Source organism: Hymenobacter monticola (assembly GCF_022811645.1).
Taxonomy (GTDB): Bacteria; Bacteroidota; Bacteroidia; order Cytophagales; family Hymenobacteraceae; genus Hymenobacter; species Hymenobacter monticola.
Genome location: NZ_CP094534.1, coordinates 5,541,958 through 5,559,619 on the forward strand (window position 1 = coordinate 5,541,958; position 17,662 = coordinate 5,559,619).

Annotated in this window: 19 protein-coding genes; 7 read left to right on the forward strand and 12 right to left on the reverse strand. The window is 62.6% G+C overall.

Annotated elements, in window-relative coordinates:
- The first annotated feature begins 37 nt into the window (after positions 1 to 37).
- The 5 genes from MTP16_RS23160 to MTP16_RS23180 all read left to right on the forward strand — a co-directional run bounded on the left by MTP16_RS23160 (position 38) and on the right by MTP16_RS23180 (position 4,123).
- Positions 38 to 1,405, forward strand: coding sequence for a sensor histidine kinase (locus MTP16_RS23160; protein ID WP_243514584.1), 1,368 nt, complete (start codon positions 38 to 40; stop codon positions 1,403 to 1,405).
- A gap of 192 nt (positions 1,406 to 1,597) precedes the next feature.
- Positions 1,598 to 2,536 carry an efflux RND transporter periplasmic adaptor subunit gene (locus tag MTP16_RS23165; protein ID WP_243514587.1) on the forward strand — a complete coding sequence of 313 codons (939 nt, stop codon included), beginning with the start codon at positions 1,598 to 1,600 and terminating at the stop codon, positions 2,534 to 2,536.
- Positions 2,537 to 2,564: 28 nt separating this feature from the next.
- Entirely contained in the window at positions 2,565 to 3,242 is a 678-nt protein-coding gene (locus MTP16_RS23170) for a response regulator transcription factor (RefSeq protein WP_243514590.1), read from the forward strand.
- Between the two features lie 84 nt (positions 3,243 to 3,326).
- The gene (gene dtd / locus MTP16_RS23175) at positions 3,327 to 3,773 is read left to right on the forward strand and encodes a D-aminoacyl-tRNA deacylase (protein ID WP_243514593.1); all 447 of its coding nucleotides are present in this window, start codon (positions 3,327 to 3,329) and stop codon (positions 3,771 to 3,773) included.
- 23 nt (positions 3,774 to 3,796) lie between these two features.
- Entirely contained in the window at positions 3,797 to 4,123 is a 327-nt protein-coding gene (locus MTP16_RS23180; protein ID WP_243520116.1) for a nucleotide pyrophosphohydrolase, read from the forward strand.
- Positions 4,124 to 4,321: 198 nt separating this feature from the next.
- On the opposite strand, the gene MTP16_RS23185 is transcribed toward MTP16_RS23180, so the two are convergent.
- From MTP16_RS23185 to MTP16_RS23225, 9 genes are all read right to left on the reverse strand, one after another.
- Positions 4,322 to 5,044 carry a 2-phosphosulfolactate phosphatase gene (locus MTP16_RS23185; RefSeq protein ID WP_243514596.1) on the reverse strand — a complete coding sequence of 241 codons (723 nt, stop codon included), beginning with the start codon at positions 5,042 to 5,044 and terminating at the stop codon, positions 4,322 to 4,324.
- Positions 5,045 to 5,193: 149 nt separating this feature from the next.
- Positions 5,194 to 6,297 carry a glycine cleavage system aminomethyltransferase GcvT gene (gene gcvT / locus MTP16_RS23190; protein ID WP_243514600.1) on the reverse strand — a complete coding sequence of 368 codons (1,104 nt, stop codon included), beginning with the start codon at positions 6,295 to 6,297 and terminating at the stop codon, positions 5,194 to 5,196.
- Between the two features lie 209 nt (positions 6,298 to 6,506).
- Positions 6,507 to 7,571 (reverse strand): branched-chain amino acid aminotransferase, encoded by a 1,065-nt coding sequence (locus MTP16_RS23195; RefSeq protein ID WP_243514603.1) that lies wholly within the window; start codon positions 7,569 to 7,571, stop codon positions 6,507 to 6,509.
- A gap of 142 nt (positions 7,572 to 7,713) precedes the next feature.
- On the reverse strand, positions 7,714 to 8,262 hold the full coding sequence (locus MTP16_RS23200; RefSeq protein ID WP_243514604.1) for a cob(I)yrinic acid a,c-diamide adenosyltransferase: 549 nt from the start codon (positions 8,260 to 8,262) through the stop codon (positions 7,714 to 7,716).
- 208 nt (positions 8,263 to 8,470) lie between these two features.
- Complete coding sequence (locus MTP16_RS23205) at positions 8,471 to 9,190, reverse strand: ABC transporter ATP-binding protein (protein ID WP_243514606.1); 720 nt, start codon at positions 9,188 to 9,190, stop codon at positions 8,471 to 8,473.
- 12 nt (positions 9,191 to 9,202) lie between these two features.
- Positions 9,203 to 11,968: a tetratricopeptide repeat protein gene (locus tag MTP16_RS23210; protein WP_243514608.1), complete on the reverse strand. Its 2,766-nt coding sequence runs from the start codon at positions 11,966 to 11,968 to the stop codon at positions 9,203 to 9,205.
- Positions 11,969 to 12,256 (reverse strand): Asp-tRNA(Asn)/Glu-tRNA(Gln) amidotransferase subunit GatC, encoded by a 288-nt coding sequence (gene gatC, locus MTP16_RS23215; protein ID WP_243514612.1) that lies wholly within the window; start codon positions 12,254 to 12,256, stop codon positions 11,969 to 11,971.
- Between the two features lie 42 nt (positions 12,257 to 12,298).
- Positions 12,299 to 13,108 (reverse strand): lysophospholipid acyltransferase family protein, encoded by an 810-nt coding sequence (locus MTP16_RS23220; RefSeq protein ID WP_243514614.1) that lies wholly within the window; start codon positions 13,106 to 13,108, stop codon positions 12,299 to 12,301.
- 63 nt (positions 13,109 to 13,171) lie between these two features.
- Positions 13,172 to 13,756 (reverse strand): NUDIX domain-containing protein, encoded by a 585-nt coding sequence (locus MTP16_RS23225; RefSeq protein WP_243514616.1) that lies wholly within the window; start codon positions 13,754 to 13,756, stop codon positions 13,172 to 13,174.
- A 323-nt stretch (positions 13,757 to 14,079) separates the two neighbouring features.
- On the opposite strand from MTP16_RS23225, the gene MTP16_RS23230 reads away from it, so the two are divergent.
- Both MTP16_RS23230 and MTP16_RS23235 read left to right on the forward strand, forming a co-directional pair.
- Positions 14,080 to 14,427 carry a hypothetical protein gene (locus tag MTP16_RS23230; RefSeq protein ID WP_243514619.1) on the forward strand — a complete coding sequence of 116 codons (348 nt, stop codon included), beginning with the start codon at positions 14,080 to 14,082 and terminating at the stop codon, positions 14,425 to 14,427.
- A gap of 81 nt (positions 14,428 to 14,508) precedes the next feature.
- Entirely contained in the window at positions 14,509 to 15,084 is a 576-nt protein-coding gene (locus MTP16_RS23235; protein ID WP_243514621.1) for a ribonuclease HII, read from the forward strand.
- Between the two features lie 12 nt (positions 15,085 to 15,096).
- On the opposite strand, the gene MTP16_RS23240 is transcribed toward MTP16_RS23235, so the two are convergent.
- The 3 genes from MTP16_RS23240 to MTP16_RS23250 are packed head-to-tail and all read right to left on the reverse strand — an operon-like array spanning position 15,097 to position 17,552.
- Entirely contained in the window at positions 15,097 to 15,540 is a 444-nt protein-coding gene (locus tag MTP16_RS23240; protein ID WP_243514623.1) for a response regulator, read from the reverse strand.
- Between the two features lie 57 nt (positions 15,541 to 15,597).
- Entirely contained in the window at positions 15,598 to 17,154 is a 1,557-nt protein-coding gene (locus MTP16_RS23245) for a sensor histidine kinase (protein WP_243514626.1), read from the reverse strand.
- Positions 17,155 to 17,177: 23 nt separating this feature from the next.
- On the reverse strand, positions 17,178 to 17,552 hold the full coding sequence (locus MTP16_RS23250; RefSeq protein WP_243514629.1) for a CZB domain-containing protein: 375 nt from the start codon (positions 17,550 to 17,552) through the stop codon (positions 17,178 to 17,180).
- Positions 17,553 to 17,662: the final 110 nt, after the last annotated feature.

The window sequence follows — 17,662 nt, forward strand, 5'->3', positions numbered from 1 at the left end:
GCTCAGGATGACAAACTTCAAAAGTTTCCCCCCGCCCATGACCATTCGTAATCGCCTCATCTGGTTGTTTGTGGGACTGGTGGCGTTCATTCTGCTGGTGGTGCTGGGCACGGCTTTCCTCCTGCAGCACGACTACAGCCAGCGCGAGTTTCGGCAGCGCCTGCGCGACCGGGCCGAGGTGGCGGCCTACATTTTCTTGGAAAAAGACGAACTGCGCAGCTCCGTTTTTCAGGAATTTCAGAAGCGCTACCAGCGCACGCTCACCGAGGAAATCATTCAGATTTATGATGTGAAGGGCGAGGTGCACTTCGTGCGCCAAGACGCTCGCCTCGAGGTGCCACCGGCGGTGCTGGCGCGCATTGTGGCCGGGCACGAAGAGTATTTCACCGACGGTTCGCGGCAGGCTGTGGGCATTTTCTACCGCGACAACCAAGGCTCGTTTGTGGTGGTGGCGGGCGCCGAAAACCTGTATGGGCAGGCCCGACTCCGCTACTTAGCCACCATTCTGGTTTCGCTGTTTGTGCTGAACTTGCTGCTGATTTACGTGGTGGGGCGCGTGTTTGCAGAGCGGGCGCTGGCCCCCATTGCCGCCATGAACAACCAGATGGAGCGCATTACCGCTCACGACCTGCACCTGCGCGTGGCCGAAGGCATGCCCGTTCGGCAGCAGGACGAGCTGGCGCGCCTGGCCCACACCTTCAACCGCCTGCTCGACCGCCTCGAAGGAAGCTTTGAGGCCCAGCGCTCCTTTGTGCGCTACGCCTCGCACGAGCTGCGCACGCCGCTGGCGGCCAGCATTGGCGAGGCGCAGCTGGCTCTGGCCCGCGAGCGAGAGCCCGCCGCCTACCGGGCCGCCCTGCGCAACCTGCTCACCGACCTCACCCAACTCAACGCCTTGCTCAACCACCTGCTGGAGCTGGCCCAAGCCGACGTGCAGTTGCCCGAGCACGACGCCTGCATTCGCGTCGACGAGCTGCTGGCTGAGGCCTGCGCAGCCGTGGAGCCCGGCCAGCGCCTCCGCCTGCAGGTGCACACCGGCCACCTGCCCGCCGAGCCCGAGCAGCTGGAGCTCACCGGCAACCGGGCCCTGCTGGTGCGCGCCCTCAGCAACCTGCTGGAAAACGCGCTGAAGTACTCGGCGCCCCAACCAGTGCAGGTGGCGCTGGCCTACGCGCCGGGCGAGGTGCAGCTGCGCATCCGCGACGAGGGCATAGGCATTGCCCCGGCCGACCTGCCGCAGGTGTTTCAGCCATTTTACCGAGCGGCCAATGCGCGGCCCGTGGCCGGGCATGGCGTGGGTCTGGCGCTGGCCCGCAAAATTATTGAGCAGCACGGCGGGCAGCTGCAGCTGCGTTCCGAGCTGGGGCGGGGCACCACCGCGCTGGTGCAACTGCCCACGGCCTAAGCAGCTGTCTGAACGACGTCGGGTGGGGTCGTACGCGCCCAGCCGCTACATCGATTTCGTCCACCGACGGGCGGGGACAAGCCCCGCCCCTACACAGCTCAAAAGTCAAAAAAACGTGCACATTTAAGTTTTTCTAATCAGATTCTAATACCTCGCCAGTAGTCTTGCGGCTGTCATCAACGCCGCAACACTATGAGAAAGCCTAATCTACTGCCGGGGTTTGCCCGGCACCCAAGCCTGCAAAATGCGGGCTGGCGCGGGCTGCTACTAGGCGCTTTGGCCTTGGGCGCCTGCTCCTCGCCGCAATCCGAAGCGGCCGAAGAAATCACCCCGGCCCTGCCGGTATCGCAACGCCAGGGGGCTGCACCGGCTACTGACCTAGCCACCCCGGTGGAGCTGGTGCTCAGCGGCGAGATAGCCGCCGACGCCGACCATACGGCCCGCGTGTTTCCGCGCGTGGGCGGCGAAGTACTGCGCATGGGCGTGGACCTGGGCGACGAAGTACGCCAGGGCCAGGTGCTGGCCGTGCTGAAAAGCAGCGAAATAGCCGACTTCCAGAACCAGCACACCACCGCCCGGGCCGACCTGGCCGTGGCCACCAAGAACCTGGCCGTAACCGAGGAGCTGCACCAGGCCGGCCTCAGCGCCGGCCAGGACGTGTACAAAGCCCGCAAGGAAATGGAGCGCGCCGCCAGCACGGCCGCCAACAGCCGGCAGCAGTTGCGCACCTACGGCGTGGCCCCCGGTGCCACCTATAGCCTTAAGGCGCCATTGGGAGGCTTCATTATTGAGAAGAAGCTTAGCGCAGGCATGCGCTTCAACGCCTCCGACATGGACGCGGCCTTCACCGTGGCCAACCTTGACCAGGTGTGGGTGCTGGCCAACGTGTTCGAGTCGGACCTGAGCCGGGTGCACGAGGACCAAGCCGTCGAAATCACCACCCTGAGCTACCCCGACGCCCCGCTGCGGGCCCGCATTGACCGGGTGTACCACGTGCTCGACCACGAAAGCAAGGTCATGAAAGTGCGCTGCGTGCTGGCCAACCCCGGCCACCGGCTCAAGCCCGGTATGCACGCCCAGGTGCGAGTGCTGCCCGAGGCCACCACGGTGGCCGCCGCAGCGGCCCTGTAGCCCTATCTGTCAACCAAACCCTTTTGCAATGGAAGTCCTTCTAGTTGAAGCAGACTTGCGGCCGCGGCAGCAGCTGCACCGTTTTCTGCAACGCGCCCAATACCGAGTCGACGTGGCCACTACCCTGGCCGAAGCCACCGCCTGCCTCGACCGCCGCCCCTACGATTTTGTGCTGCTGGCCGAGGACCTGCCTGATGGCGACGGAATGAACCTCATCCGCTTGGCCACCCGCCACGAAGCCCACCCTACGTCGTGCATCGTTTTCACGGCCACGCCCGACGTGGAGCCCCGCTTGCGCGGCTTCGCCCTGGGCGCCGACGAATGCCTGGCCAAGCCCGTTTCGGTGGCCGAGCTGGAGCGCCGCATGCGCGTCATCATCAGGCAGCGGGTGGGGCGGAAACGGCCCGCCATTCACTTCGGTCCCGGCTTTGTGCTCGATTTGGCCGCCCGCCGGCTGTGCCATGATGGGCGGAATGTGCACCTCAGCCGCATGCAGTTCGACGTGCTGCACCACTTGCTTTCGCACCGCGGGCAGGTGCTCACGCGCGAGCAGCTGGGCGCCCACATCAGCCGCCGCTCGGCAGCGGCGCTGGAATCGTCGAACTTCATCGACGTGCACATCATGAACGTGCGCCGCGCGCTGGCCCCGTATGCGCCCACCGATTTCCTGGAAACCGTGAACGGCGTGGGCTACCGGGCGGCTTAGCCCGGTTTCGAAATGCGCCAAACGGACCGTGGGCGCCGTAGCTTCGCGGGCAATTGCCCCCATTGGCTATTCACGTCCACCCTTATGCGTCTCGTTATTCAGCGCGTCCGCAGCGCCCAGGTCACCGTCGATGCCCAGGTTACCGGCCAGATTGGGCCGGGCCTGCTGGTGCTGGCCGGCTTCGCCCCCACCGATACCACTGCGGCCCTCGCCTGGATGTGCCGCAAGCTGGTGCAGCTGCGCATTTTCGGCGATGAAAACGGGCAAATGAATCGTAGCGTGCAGGACGTGGGCGGGCAGGTGCTGGTGGTGAGCCAGTTCACACTGCTGGCCGATGCGCGCAAGGGCAACCGCCCCAGCTACATCGGGGCCGCCCCGCCGCCCATTGCCGAGCCGCTGTATGAGCAGTTTGTGGGCATGGTGGCCGCCGAATTGGGCCAGCCCGTGCCCACCGGCATCTTCGGGGCCGACATGCAGGTCAGTCTGGTCAACGATGGTCCGGTGACCATTGTGCTCGACTCGCCGGCTTAATCCACCACATGAACCCCCTTCTCATGACCATCGAAGAAGCCCAGCAAACCGTTGACAACTGGATAAAGACCACCGGCGTACGCTATTTCAATGAGCTCACCAACATGGCCATGCTCACCGAGGAGGTGGGCGAAGTAGCCCGCATCATCGCCCGGCAGTACGGCGAGCAGTCGTTTAAGGACTCCGACAAAGGCAAAGACCTCGGCGACGAGCTGGCCGACGTGCTGTTCGTCCTCATCTGCCTGGCCAACCAAACCGGCGTGGACCTCACCGAGGCCCTGGCCCGCAACCTAGCCAAGAAAACCCAGCGCGACAGCCAGCGCCACCACGACAACGAAAAGCTGAGGTAACCAAAGCCTGTCATTGCGAGCGCAGCAAAGCAATCCGTTCTGTTCTCAGCAACCAGCCTTCAAATGTGGTTAATTCTTACTAGAAAGCCCCGGCGCCATTGCGGTACCGGGGCTTTCTAGTAAAAGAGCGTGTCTGGTTCTAACAGGACGGATTGCCACGGCCTGCGGCCTCGCAATGACAAACGATTCTCAGCTCACCTAAGCAAGCGTCACCAATCTATCCCCTTTCCACACGGGCAATACCGCGGCGTAAGCATCCACTCGCAGACAGAACTCAAAATCCTTGCTGGCCTCCAGCGAATTGAGCCGGCGCACGTGCGCTGATTGCAGCAAATAAGCCGACAAGTCCTCTTTTCCTTGCTGCCACATGTGTAAAGCCGCCAGCGTGGCATCGGAGCTGCGCACGTCAAACTCGGCGGCCAGCCGCTCGGCCAGGGCACCGCCGAACACCGTGTCTTCGAGGCAGAACTGGCCTTTCCAGCCGGCGCACACCACCAGCACATCGCGCTGCTGCTGCCGGGCAAACGCCGCCACGGCTTCCAGGTTCAGGAAAGCCCCGACTACCAAGGCCTCAGCCGCCAGGGAGCGGCGCAGCGCCGCCGTGCCGTTGGTGGTGCTGATGGTGAGGGCCCGACCACGCACCGGCCGGGCTTCATCCAGAAAACCAAAAGGCGAGTTGCCCAAGTCGAAACCGGGCGCGGGCAGGCCGTCGCGCTCGGCGGCGGTGAGGCAGCCGTGCTCCTGGCCGTAGGCGGTGCACTCATCCAGCGAGGCCACGGGGAAAACGTGCGTCACCCCCTCTCCCAGCGCCGTGACGATGGTGCTGGAGGCCCGCAGAATGTCGACAATGACGGCAATTTTGCCGCGCAGGTCATAGAGGTGAAGCAGTTCGGGCGAGAAGCAAATATCTACTTTGGGCACTTCTTCAATCAGGTTAAAAGTCAGGTGTCAAAAAGAACGTCATGCCGAGCGGAGCCGAGGCATCTCGCGTGCAGCAGTAACCCTAACGTCAGAATTACTACCACACGCGAAATGCCTCGGCTCCGCTCGGCATGACGTTCTTTTTGACACTATTCCTCCGTGCCCTTCGTGAGCGGCAGCTTGCTCACCGTGGCGGGCAGGTTTTTGCCACGAATCTGGACGAAAATCTGGGTGCCGGGGGCGGCATGTTCCGTCTTCACGTAGCCCAGGCCGATGCCTTTGCCTAACGAGGGCGACTGCGTGCCGCTGGTCACGTCGCCGATTTTCTGGCCGTCGGCGTCCACCAGCTCGTAGTGGCCGCGCGGGATGCCGGGGCCGTCCATCACGAAGCCCACCAGCTTTTTGGTCACCCCGACCTCTTTCTGCTTTTTGAGGTTGTCGGAGTTGGTGAAGTCCTTGGTGAACTTGGTAATCCAGCCGAGACCGGCCTCCAGCGGCGAGGTGGTGTCGTCGATGTCGTTGCCGTAGAGGCAGTAGCCCATTTCGAGCCGCAGCGTGTCGCGCGCGCCCAGGCCAATGGGCTTGATGCCGTAGGGCTGGCCGGCCAGCATGATTTGCTCCCACACCTGCGCCGCGCTTTCGTTCGGGATGTACAGTTCGAAGCCGCCCGCGCCGGTGTAGCCGGTGGCCGAGATGATGACGTCGGGCGCGCCGGCAAAAGTGCCTTGCACGAAAGAGTAGTATGGAATGCTGCTCAGGTCCACATCGGTCAGCGTTTGGAGGGCGGTGGCGGCTTTCGGGCCTTGCACGGCGAAGAGGCTGGTGCGGTCGGAAATGTCTTCCATTTCCACACCTTTGGTGTTGTGGTGCTGAATCCAGTTCCAGTCTTTTTCGATGTTGGAGGCATTCACCACCAGCAGGTAGTCCTCGTCGGCCAGCTTGTACACCAGCAGGTCGTCCACGATGCCGCCGTCGTGGTTGGGCAGACAGGAGTACTGGGCCTTGCCGTCGGCAAGCTTGCTGGCGTCGTTGCTGGTCACGCGCTGAATGAGGTCGAGCGCCTGCGGCCCGCGCAACCGGAACTCGCCCATGTGCGATACGTCGAAAATACCCACCGCCCGGCGCACCGTGTGGTGCTCATCGAGGTCGGAGGAGTAGCGCACCGGCATGTCGTAGCCGGCAAAAGGCACCATTTTGGCACCCAGCGCGCGGTGCGTGTCGTTGAGGGTAACGGTTTTCAGGGAAACGGTCATGAGTGGCGGGGTGATGGATTGGCGGGTTGGTGGGATTGTGGTGCAAAGGTGGGGCAAAAAAGAAAAGCCGCTTCGTGGGAAGCGGCTTTTTCTATTAACGCCTGTCATCCTGAGCGCAGCGAAGGACCTTATTACGGCTGAACCTTCTGAATCACCGCCAATCGTTCTTCGGTAATAAGGTCCTTCGCTGCGCTCAGGATGACAGTTGGCTACACCCGCACCATCCAGTTGTGCACGTCGGCACCTTCGCCGGTGCGAATGGCATCCAGGGCCGCGGCCACGCGCTTCGAGAAGGCGGTGGGGCCGGTGGTGGGCAGGTCGTAGTCGTGACCCTCATAGCCGATGGTGGCAATGGGCGCAATGGTAGCGGCCGTGCCTACGCCAAAGGCTTCCTCAAGCTTGCCAGCGGCCAGGGCGTCCATCACCTCGCGGCTGCCCACTTTGCGCTCTTCCACGGTCAGGCCCATGTCGCGGGCCAGTTCCAGCACGCTGCGGCGCGTGATGCCGTCGAGAATGCTCGTGCTCAGGGCGGGCGTCACCACCTTGCCGTCTATCACGAAAATGGCGTTCATGGTGCCCGACTCTTCCACGTACTGGTGCTGCGAGGCATCGGTCCAGATAAGCTGGTTGTAGCCTTCGTTCTGAGCTACTTTGGTAGGGTACATGGCCGCGCCGTAGTTGCCGGCGTTCTTGGCATAGCCCGCGCCGCCCTCAGCCGAGCGCACGTACTTCTGCTCGAAGCGCACGCGCAGCGGCTTGCTGAAGTACAGGCCCACCGGGCAGGTAATTATCATGAAGCGGTACGTATCCGAGGGACGCACACCCAGCAGGCCATCGGTACCAAACATGAAGGGACGGATGTAGAGAGCTGAGCCCGCATCAGTGGGCACCCAAGGCGTGTCCAGCTTAATCAACTCGCGCAGCCCCTGCATGAACAGTTCTTCCGGCACGGTGGGCATGCACATGCGCTCGGCCGAGGCGTTGAAACGGGCCCAGTTGTCGAGGGGGCGGAACAGGGACACGCTGCCGTCGGCTTGGTGGTAGGCCTTCATGCCCTCAAAAATGGCCTGGCCGTAGTGCAGGGCCGAGTTGGCCGGGCTCACAGCCATGTCGCCGTAGGGCACTATCTGGGGCTCCTGCCATTCGCCGTTGATGAAATCAACAACGAACATGTGGTCGGAAAAAACTTTGCCGAATTCCAGCTGCGAGAGGTTGACCTGCGACAGTCGCGAAGCTGTGGTGGTCTGGGTCCGAATCGGAAGAATGTCAATCATGAGCGAATGCGTTCAGGAAACAATGATTGGGTGGGATTTGAGGGAGGGTGGAGAGGCGCTACCAGGCGCCAGAAGATTATACGCAGATTTTCGGGAGACGCCCGAAGCCTGCCGGCTGGTTATCAGCCAGACACCGTTTGGGTCAAAGTCGTGCCTGCCAGGTCACTTCTTCTACGCCCAACTCGTGGGCCATGGCCCGGCTCAGCACAAACAGGAAATCGGACAGGCGGTTTAAATACACGACCACTAATTCGGCCACGAAGGACTCCTCCCCCAAGTGAATGGCCAGGCGCTCCGCCCGGCGGCATACGCAGCGGGCCACGTGCGCGTGGCTCACGGCCGGGTGCCCGCCCGGCAGAATGAAGGCGCGCAGCTCGGGCAAAGCGAGGTTCATTTGGTCCATTTCGGCTTCCAGCAGCTCCACGTCGGCGGCGTGCAGGTCGGGCAGCTTCATGCGTGACTTTTCCGGGTCGGCGGCCAGGGCCGAGCCGATGGTGAACAGCCGGTCCTGAATTTCCTTGAGCAGGGGCCGGCGGGCTGCGTTCACCTCCTGGTCGCGCACCAGACCAATGTGGGCGTTCAGCTCGTCCACAGTGCCGTAGCTCTCGATGCGCAGGCTGCTCTTGGGCACCCGCGTGCCCCCAATGAGCGAGGTGAGGCCCTTGTCGCCGGTTTTAGTGTAGATTTTCATGCGGTGAGAAGTTAGGCGATACTCCCCTCCTTACCAAGGAGGGGACGTTTCCGCAAAGCGGAAACTTAGGTGGTTGCGTCGTTGGACGACTGGCACCGAAGCCGTTGGGTTGACTGTTCGGTTATCGTTCAACGGCTTCAACCACCCCCGTCCGAGCCTGCGGCTCGATCATTCCCTCCTCATCTGAGGAGGGGAGTTTGACGTTCTGCTACTGCCCAGCCACGGCGTGGCGGGTGATTTCGTGGTTCACCTCGTCGGTTTCAATCAGGCCGTCGCGCAGGCGCACGATGCGATGGGCGTAGCGGGCAATGTCCTCCTCGTGCGTCACCATGATGATGGTGTTGCCTTTGGAATAGAGTGCCTCAAACAAGTCCATGATTTCGTGGCTGGTTTTCGAGTCGAGGGCGCCGGTGGGTTCGTCGGCCAGCAGCACGCTGGGGTTGTTGACGAGGGCGCGGGCAATGGCCACGCGCTGGCGCTGCCCGCCCGACAGCTCATTGGGCCGGTGCGAGGCGCGCTCGGCCAGGCCCACGGAGCGGAGCGATTCCATGGCACGCTCGTTGCGCTCCTTCTTGCTCAGGCCGGCGTAGATGAGCGGCAGGGCCACATTGTCGAGGGCCGAGGCGCGGGGCAGCAGGTTAAAGCTCTGGAACACGAAGCCGATTTCCTTGTTGCGCACCTCCGCCAGCTGGTTGTCGCTCATGCGGCTCACATCCTGGCCGTTGAGGATGTACTGCCCTTTGCTGGGCGTATCGAGGCAGCCCACGATGTTCATCAGCGTGGACTTGCCCGAGCCCGACGGTCCCATGAACGCCACGTACTCGCCGCGCGGAATCTGGATGCTGACCGAACGCAGGGCGTGAATTTCCTCGGCGCCCATGACGTATTTTTTGGCGATGTCCGTGGTTTCGATGACGTTGGAATTCATGGCGCGAAGAACTTATTGCAGAGAAGGAACGGTGGGAGCAACAGAGAAGGCATCGGAAGCTGCGGCCCGGGCCAACCGGTGCGCCGCGTATTCCGTTGCTAAAGTAGCATAGGCGGCCGCTGGCAGCCGACGTTGCAGCTGCGCCAAAGCATCGGTCGCGTATTCGGTCAGGCCCGCGTCGGCAGCGGCCAGCACGTACGCTCTCAACAATGGTACCGAGGCGGGGTTTTCATCGAGCCCGGCTCGTAATGCCTCGTAGGCAGCCGTGAAGTTGTGTTGGCCCGTGAAGTAGCGCCCCGCCGCCAGAATGGCCGCTTCGTTGAAGGGTGCCTCGTGCACAATGCGCTGGTAGCTCTTGCTGGCAGCAGCCGGGTTGCGCGCTTGCTCAGCCTGCTGCGCCTGCGTTAGCCAGTTGTTACCAATTCGCTTAGCAGGCGGGTCGGCCAGAGTTAGCTTACCGCTGGTTAGCTGCGCCTGCAGGCGACGCCCGGTTTGTTGAGAGGCCGTGTCAGCGGCGCTAGCCAAACGGCCCGCTACGGCCTGGGCAGAGTCTAACTGCCCGCTCATGGCCAGCGCGTAGGCACGTGCCTCTGCTGCTAGGCCGGCCCCGTTTGTAGTGGCCAACGCCAGTTGGTCAGCGGCCGTGGCGTACTGGCCTTGCTGCAGCTGCCACAGCCCCAGCAGCTGCTGAAAGTAGCTCGCTGTGCCCGAGGTGCCCGCCGCCAGTGGTAGCAGCAACTGCCGCGCCGCCACCTCCTGCCCCAGCGCGTGCCGCCCCAGCGCCTGCAGAAACTGGAGCTGCTCGGCATAAGGCGCGTTGGCTTCGGCGGCAGCCAGCTTGGCTAGCTGCGGCAGTACTTGCCGGATGTTGGACTGGTTGCGAAGACGGATGCTAGTGAGCGTTTGGTGGTAAAGCTGCGCAAAGGAGGCATCATTCAGCACCGCGGGAGACGGCGCGCCAGGTACGTCCGCAGGTTTCGTGAGCAGCCCGAGCAACAGTTGATTCGCGGCGAGGGCCGGCTCTTCTTTCGAATTGCTGCCTGTTTTCTGCTTTTGCGCCACTTCCAGCAGGTTTTGGCTTATTAGAAAACCTAGCTGATTGGTGCGGCTGACGTAGCTGCCCGGCGCGAGGCGCTCGGCTTGGTCGAGGTAGAAGCCAATGGAGTCGTTGAGGGCGGTCTGGGTAAACAGCTGGGCCAAATCGCCAGCCAGGGCGGCGCTGTGCGGCTGGGCTTTCAGTCCGCGGCGCAGGATATCGAGGCCGTTGAATAAATCTTCGGGCGCACTGTTGAGAGCCGCCAGGCGTAGCGACACTTTCTCGTTTGGTCCCCGCTGCAAGGCCCGATTCAAGGCCACCATCTCATTGCCGCGCTGCTGCCGGAAGCGGTAGAGCGCCGCCCGGCCAAACTGGGCATGCAGGTTGGAACGATAGAGCACGTCGCCGCTTTCGGCGTAGTAGCGCTCGGCCAGGCCAGCCAGGCCCAACTGGTCGGGCTCAGCCTCGCTTTGCTGGCGCGCCAGGTCGCCGAGGTTGTTGTATTGGCCGGCCTGCACCTGGTCGGGCAGCGGGTAACCCATGCGCAGCTGGATGACTATCAGCCCGCCAATGCCCAATACATACACTGTATACAGCGGCAGTCGGCGCGGCTCAAACGCCACCCGGAACACCTGCAGCCGCTTTTCGATAAGCGGCATGAAATTAATCAGCACATACAGCCAGAACACCGCCCCCAGCAGCAACAGCGCCTGCCCGCTAAAGCTGCGAGCTGCCGCTAGCAGCGGCGTGTTGTCGGTAGCAAAAGCATAAGCCAGCGCGCCGGCCGCCCCGGCCACAGCCAGGACGTAAAGCACGCGGGCATTGGCATAGGGCACCCAACCCGCGTAGCTGGGCGCGCGCAGGCGCAGCCCCAGCCCACCGGCCAGCACGGCCGGGAGCAGCAGCGTCAGCGGGTCTAGCTCCAGCCCAAACAGCAGGGGCACACTCCCATTCCACACGTACAGCAGCAGCACGCCCAGGTACAGCAAACTCACGGCCGCAAAGGGCCAGAACCCAAACCGTCCGCCGGGCTGCTCGGCTTGGGTGTTGAACCACAGCAAGGCCCGGATATTTTCCACGCCCACCCATAGCACCACCAGCGCCACCAGCACCGCACCGCCCGGCGTGGCATAGGCCGCCAGCTGCAGCACCGTATCGGAAGCCGAAAGCTGACTTTGCGAGAACAACAAGCCGCCCACAATGGCCACCAGAATAGCCATTACGGACACCCGCCGACCCAAGCGCATGTTCTCGGCAAAGGCGTGCAGCACGTAAGCCCCCCCTCCTATCAGGGCTAGCATCACGTACAGAAAGTACCGCTCGCTGGTATTGAAAATGCCCAGCGACTCGGTGTTGAGCGAGAGCAGCAGGAAAATGACCGGCACCATGCCCGCCACAAAGGGCAGGCGCGCCAGCGCGCTCGCCGCCGCCGTCCAGCCCACCAGCGTCACCGCCAGCAGCACCAGGAAAAGCGTCGCCGCCACCGGCTGCGTAAACGGCCCGGCCACGTCGTGCGTCAAACTCACCGCATAGCCGCTCACCTGCACGGGCAGCTGGGCCGGACCGGCCACCACCTGTTCCAGCGTGAGCGGCACGGACTGCAGGTGCGGCACCAGTTGCACGGGCAATGTGCTGTCGGCCCCCGTGAAATAATAAAAAACCGCCAGCCCTACGGCCAGCGTGGCTAGCACGCCCAGCCAACTGGGCCGCCAGGCGTGCGTCGAAGCAAGTTTCGGATTCAACTATTCCAGCACTTTGGGCACCCGGAAGTAGTCCGAATCCTTGCGCGGGGCATTGCGCAGGCCCTCGGCGTGGCTCACGGTGTTGCGGGCCTCGTCGTCGCGCAGCACGTTCACTTCCTGCGAGAGGTGCACCAGCGGCTCCACGCCGGTTGTGTCGAGGCCTTCGAGCTGGGCCACGAAGTCAAGGATGTTGTTCAGGTCGCCGAGCATCTGCTGCTCGCGGGTGGCGTCAAATTCGAGGCGGGCCAGGTGGGCCAGGCCGCGCAGGGTGCCAAGGTCGGTGCTCATATTGAATTAAGAGTTATGAGTTAAAAGTTAAGAGTTGGCGGCTTAGGCTGTTTCTTCGGCCACAACGTTGGCCGGGTCCCGCCAAGTACTTGGGCCGGGCTTCACGGCGCCTTCGGGCAGGAAATCGCCGGTGAGCAGAGCCGCTACCCGCTCCTTCAGCGCCGGAATATCGGCCAGGGTGAGGCCGGTGGTGGGGATGGGCTTGTGGAAAACAATTTTGAGGCGGTGATAGCGCACCCGCAGGCTGCCCTTCACATCAGGCATGAACATATGGTTCAGCGGCTGGCCTACCGGCACAATGGGCACGCCAGCCTCAATGGCCATTTGGAAAGCGCCATCCAGCAGCGGCAGCAGCTCCTTGCCGGGCAGAGGCGAAATGCGGCCTTCGGCGAAAATGGCAATGCTTTTGCCCGCCGCCAGGCTGCGCCGGGCCTGCACCATGGCCTTGCCCCTGCTCACGGCGCTGGCCCGGTCCACGGTGATGTAGACGCGGCCGAAGATAGGGCCCCACACCGGCGTTTTGGCCAGCGAGGCCTTGCCCATCATGTTCAAGAACCCCGGGATGTACTTGAACAGCATCATGATATCAATGTAGGAGCCGTGGTTCGACACGTACACGCAGGGCTGCGGGTTCGGCGCCGTGGTTTCGCGCACTACCTCTACCGGTACCCCCCACATCGTGATGGACAGCCACGACCACCAGCGGTTGATGGCGTGCACCACGTATTCGCCCCCGGGCCGGCGGCTGTAAAACCACTGCAGCGGAAACGTGAGCACAAACGGCAGCACAAACCAGAACGTGGCCCACGTGGTGTAGAGGCGCTGGCCGATATAACGAAGCAGATGGCGCATGGCCGCAAAGGTAGGTTATGGAGAAAAAGGACACCGCGCCAAACGGAACGTCATGCTGAGCGACTACTTTGCGAGCCGCGCTGCCAGTACCCGCTCGGCCTTGAGCAGGCCCGCCACGCTGATGCCATCGGTAATGCGGTCGTCCATGCACATGCGCACGGCTTCGGCCAGCGGCAGCTTCCACAGGCGGAGGTCTTCGGTTTCTTCGGGCTCCACGTCGCCTTGGGTCAGGTCTTCGGCCAAGAAAACAAAGCCCTCCTCGTCGGTCACCGAATTGGAAGTATGGATGCGGGCAATGCGCGTCCAGCGGCGAGCCAGCAGGCCGGTTTCTTCCTTTAGCTCGCGCTGGGCCGACTCCAGCACATCGCGCTCCACGGGGCCACCGCCCATGGGAATCTCCCAGCTGTATTCGTTCAGCGCGTAGCGGTACTGCCCCACCAGCCAGGTGTTGCCCTCCGCATCGAGCGGAATAATGCCGATGGCCTTGTTTTTCATACTCACCACGCCGTAGATGCCCCGGCCGCCGCTTGGGTTCAGCACCTGGTCTTCGCGCACCGAAATCCAGGGGTTGTGGTACTTCACCTCCGAGCTAAGGGTCTGCCAGGGATTGTGGTTTTCGTCGACGACGAGCGCAGGAGAAAGCGACATAGGGAAAAATCGATAAAAAGGAGCTGTAAAATTACGTTAGTTAGTGCCGGAGCCACTTGACAATCGTCGGCTGGATGCCGCCATCCGCCGTGTAAGAGCTCGCGTTGAACGACGAATCGTTGTCATTAATCCAAAAAATATTGCGCCCGGCCCTCCCAGCCTAGTATCTTTGACCCATAAGTACCCCCGCACGGGCTGGAAATGTGGAAAGGAAGGACCTCTCGTGCGGCGGCGCTCTGGCTGAAAAGGTGGGGTAGACACCTCTAAGCCAGACCCGCCACTTTAAGGCCGTCGCACATGTGCGACGGCCTTTTTTGTTGCTTTTGGCCAGCCTGCACGGCCGGGCTTTCAACCCGAACCGGGCTGCCGCCGTACCAACACATACTCCGGCCGCCCACATCCCGGCCGGCACCTACCCACCCATGGCCCAGTCCAATTCGAAGCCCAACCAGAATTCCAAGCAAGACGAGCACGACCCGCTGTTCAACCTCAAGCACGCCCAGGCCGAAGCCGACTTGGCCCAGAACACCAACGGCCTCGGCCCCGTCACCAACGAATACGTGACCACCGACGAAGACTCGGAAATTGACGAAGGCCCGCGCGACAGCCAGGGCCAGCGCCGCGGCGAAACCGACCCCTCGGACGAAGGCAGCACCGCCGGCCGCCATTAGGCCGCCCGACACGAAAAGCGCGGAGCGCAAATCCGGCCTTTACTTTGAGCCGGATTTGCGCTCCGCGCTTTTTTTATTCTGATGCTACTCCCCAATTATTCCGGTTTCGCCCTCGAAGCCGGCCTCGACGAAGCCGGGCGCGGCTGCCTGGCGGGCCCGGTTTTCGCCGCCGCCGTTATTCTGCCTGCCGATTTCAATCCACGCTTCCTCAACGACTCCAAACAGCTCAGCGCCAAGCGGCGCGAGGCCTTGCGGCCCGAAATCTGTGCCGAGGCCGTGGCCTGGGCCGTCGGCCAGGCTTCCGAAGCGGAAATTGGCAGCCTCAACATTGCGCAAGCCAGCTACCTGGCCATGCACCGCGCCGTGGCAGCCCTCAGCATTCGCCCCGAACATTTGCTGGTAGACGGCAACCGTTTCCGACCGCTGCCTGGTTACGAACATACCTGTATCGTTGGAGGCGACGGCCTGTACCGCAACATTGCCGCGGCATCGGTGCTGGCCAAAACCTTCCGTGATGAATACATGACCGCGCTGGCGGCTGAATTTCCGGAGTACGGCTGGGCGCAGAACGCGGGCTACCCCACGGCGCAACACCGCCAAGCCATTCGGACGCACGGGCCAAGCCCGCACCATCGCATGGGCTTCCGGCTGCTTTAGCAACGCGAAAAACTAGTTCTTCAGCCTGAGCAAATCCAGAAAGAGGCTGAAACCGTCGACACTGGTACCACCTTCGCCAAACTTATCGAAGCTTAGGGGCTTGATGATGTAGCCGCTCACGGCCAGTTCCTGGGCTTTCAGGCGGTCCGATTCCAGGTCTGACGTCGTCATGATGAACACGTTCAGGCCCACAAACTCGGGGTCGGAGCGCAGCACTTCGAGCAATTCCAGCCCGTTCATGCGGGGCATGTTGATGTCGAGCATCACCAAGCTGGGGCGGGCAATTTTGGTCTCACCGCCTTCGCCGCGCAGCATTTTGAGCGCGTCGCGGCCATTGCGGGCGTGGATGAGGGGTACATCAATATTCTGGCGGCGCAATTCGCGCTGCACGTTCATGACGTCCATCTGGTCGTCTTCCACGAGCAAAATGCTGGGCGTGGGATAATCGGCGGACATAAGCTAAACACTAATCTACGGCGGGAATATGCCCGCAAAAACGGTCGCGCGCGGCCGTCAGGTGGTCACTGATACGGAAGAACCAGTCGCAGTGGCCACCATTGCCGCGGTTTTTTTGGCTTTGGGTGGCACCTTGGGCCAGGTAAAGATGAACTTAGCCCCCTGGCCTTCCGCCGATTTCACGCCGATGCGCCCGCCCTGGCGCTCCACAATTTTCTTGACAATGGCCAAGCCCACGCCCGTGCTTTCCACAGTATCGCGCTCGGTAAGAGTCTGAAAGATGACGAAAATACGGTCGTGGTATTCCGGGTCTATGCCCGGGCCGTCGTCGGCTACCGAGAAAAGATAGAAGTCGCCGGCATCATCGCAGCTGATGTGCACAGTTCCCGTTTCGGGGTGGTCGTGGTACTTGATGGCGTTGCTGATGAGGTTGGTGAACACCTGCTGCAGCTGCACGGCATTGGTGGTGAGCGTGGGCAGGAAAAACGGCAGCTCGACCTTGAAGCCACGCGGCGGGTTCAGCGTGTCGACGACTTCGCGCAGCAGGATGCGCACAAACACGGTTTCGTCGGCTTGGGCCACGCGGCCGATGCGGGCCAGGTCCAGAATGCCGGTAATAAGCTTTTCCATGCGGTGCACACGCTGCCGCATCAGGCCCAAAAACTCACGAATGTGGGGCGGCAGCTGCTCGGTGCCCATGTCCTCCTCAATCCACCGCGAGGCACTTTCAATGCCGCGCAGGGGCGCCTTCAAGTCGTGCGATACCACGTAGGCAAACTGGTCGAGTTCCTGGTTGCGGCTTTCGAGCTGGCTGATGTTGGCTCCCACGGTGCGGGCCATCACGTTCAGCGCCGAGGTCAGCTCGCTCACCTCGTCCTGCTCGGTGTCCACAATCTGGCTGGTGTAATCGCCGTCGGCCATGCGCCGGGCCAGGTCGAGCATGCTGCGCAGGCGGCGGCCAAATATTCGCACAATGTAAATGGCCCACAGCAGCCCCAGCACCAGCGCCGCAATGGCCAAGCCCGCCGATAGCCACTCGGCCCGCACAATGCTGTCGTCCAGTTCCTGCCGCAGCCGCGCGCGCGTATCCGATTCGCGTTTTTCAAAGGCTGCCAGGCGCTCCCGGATGTTGTCCATCACCTGCTTGCCGCTCAGGCCCTCGGTGAGCCGGCGGTGGGCCAGGCCTTCTAGGCCTGTCTGACCCGGCAGGCGGCGGCGGGCCTCGCGTTTCTCGGCCACCATCAGGTGGCTGTAGCCCGACCATTGCTGAAACAGCCGCTGCGTCTGGTCAATCAGCTTGATTTGCTCGGGCGAATCCTCCACCAGGTCGCGCAGCTCTGAAAAACGCCCGATGAGCTGGCGCTCGCCGTCGTAATAGGGCTCCAGGGTTTGCTCGTTGCCAATGAGCAGGTAGCCCCGGAAGCCGGTTTCCATGTCGATGATGTTGCGCAGCAGGTTCGATGCCCGGTTCGTTACCTTCTGCGAAGCTTCCACTCGCTGCGAATTACGCAGCACCTGCCCGGCCAACTGATAGTAAAACACAACCACCACCGCAAAAAGCGCCAGCAGCAGCACGAATCCCGCGAAGAGCTTGGTGGTAAGCGTAATTTTCATGCAAGTGCGTCAGGGCGCGTGGTTCAGGCCTGCCTACGCATCTTATCCTCCATGGTTTGCAGCAAGGCCTGCATTTCGTCGGCAATGGCCTGTACCGCGCCAAGGCCGGCGCTGGCTTCGTCGGTGCGGCCCGCCGCGTGCAGGTCCATCATGCGATTGGATTCTTGGTGCATGCGCACGTGCTGACGGTCAAATTGCCGGGCTTCCGGTAGGTGCGCGTAGGCGCCGCGGCCGCGGAGGCGGTCGGCAATCCAGTGGCCCAGACTGCAGGCTTCTGGGTCGCGCAAGGGCGCTTCCTCGCCCCCGTTGCCAAACAAGTACGAGCGCAGCCGGCTCTTGAAATGGACGTGTCGGATGCGCGCCGAATCAAAATCCTGCTTTAATTCTTCAACTGTCATATACAAAGGTAGGCAGCGCACTCGCTGGTCCTGGTTACTATGGGGTTGAACTGGCTTCATCCTCGAGCCCGCCTTTGGCATCACTTGCTGGACTTGCTACACCATCACGG

Excerpts from the sequence above, each read along its gene's own strand:
- MTP16_RS23200 (WP_243514604.1), bottom strand. The coding sequence starts at position 8,262 with ATGAAAATCTACACTAAAACCGGCGACAAGGGCCTCACCTCGCTCATT.
- MTP16_RS23205 (WP_243514606.1), bottom strand. The coding sequence starts at position 9,190 with ATGAATTCCAACGTCATCGAAACCACGGACATCGCCAAAAAATACGTC.
- MTP16_RS23250 (WP_243514629.1), bottom strand. The coding sequence starts at position 17,552 with ATGACAGTTGAAGAATTAAAGCAGGATTTTGATTCGGCGCGCATCCGA.
- MTP16_RS23225 (WP_243514616.1), bottom strand. The coding sequence starts at position 13,756 with ATGTCGCTTTCTCCTGCGCTCGTCGTCGACGAAAACCACAATCCCTGG.
- MTP16_RS23220 (WP_243514614.1), bottom strand. The coding sequence starts at position 13,108 with ATGCGCCATCTGCTTCGTTATATCGGCCAGCGCCTCTACACCACGTGG.
- gcvT (WP_243514600.1), bottom strand. The coding sequence starts at position 6,297 with ATGACCGTTTCCCTGAAAACCGTTACCCTCAACGACACGCACCGCGCG.
- MTP16_RS23180 (WP_243520116.1), top strand. The coding sequence starts at position 3,797 with ATGACCATCGAAGAAGCCCAGCAAACCGTTGACAACTGGATAAAGACC.
- MTP16_RS23235 (WP_243514621.1), top strand. The coding sequence starts at position 14,509 with ATGCTACTCCCCAATTATTCCGGTTTCGCCCTCGAAGCCGGCCTCGAC.
- MTP16_RS23240 (WP_243514623.1), bottom strand. The coding sequence starts at position 15,540 with ATGTCCGCCGATTATCCCACGCCCAGCATTTTGCTCGTGGAAGACGAC.
- MTP16_RS23160 (WP_243514584.1), top strand. The coding sequence starts at position 38 with ATGACCATTCGTAATCGCCTCATCTGGTTGTTTGTGGGACTGGTGGCG.
- MTP16_RS23245 (WP_243514626.1), bottom strand. The coding sequence starts at position 17,154 with ATGAAAATTACGCTTACCACCAAGCTCTTCGCGGGATTCGTGCTGCTG.
- MTP16_RS23170 (WP_243514590.1), top strand. The coding sequence starts at position 2,565 with ATGGAAGTCCTTCTAGTTGAAGCAGACTTGCGGCCGCGGCAGCAGCTG.
- MTP16_RS23195 (WP_243514603.1), bottom strand. The coding sequence starts at position 7,571 with ATGATTGACATTCTTCCGATTCGGACCCAGACCACCACAGCTTCGCGA.
- dtd (WP_243514593.1), top strand. The coding sequence starts at position 3,327 with ATGCGTCTCGTTATTCAGCGCGTCCGCAGCGCCCAGGTCACCGTCGAT.
- gatC (WP_243514612.1), bottom strand. The coding sequence starts at position 12,256 with ATGAGCACCGACCTTGGCACCCTGCGCGGCCTGGCCCACCTGGCCCGC.
- MTP16_RS23165 (WP_243514587.1), top strand. The coding sequence starts at position 1,598 with ATGAGAAAGCCTAATCTACTGCCGGGGTTTGCCCGGCACCCAAGCCTG.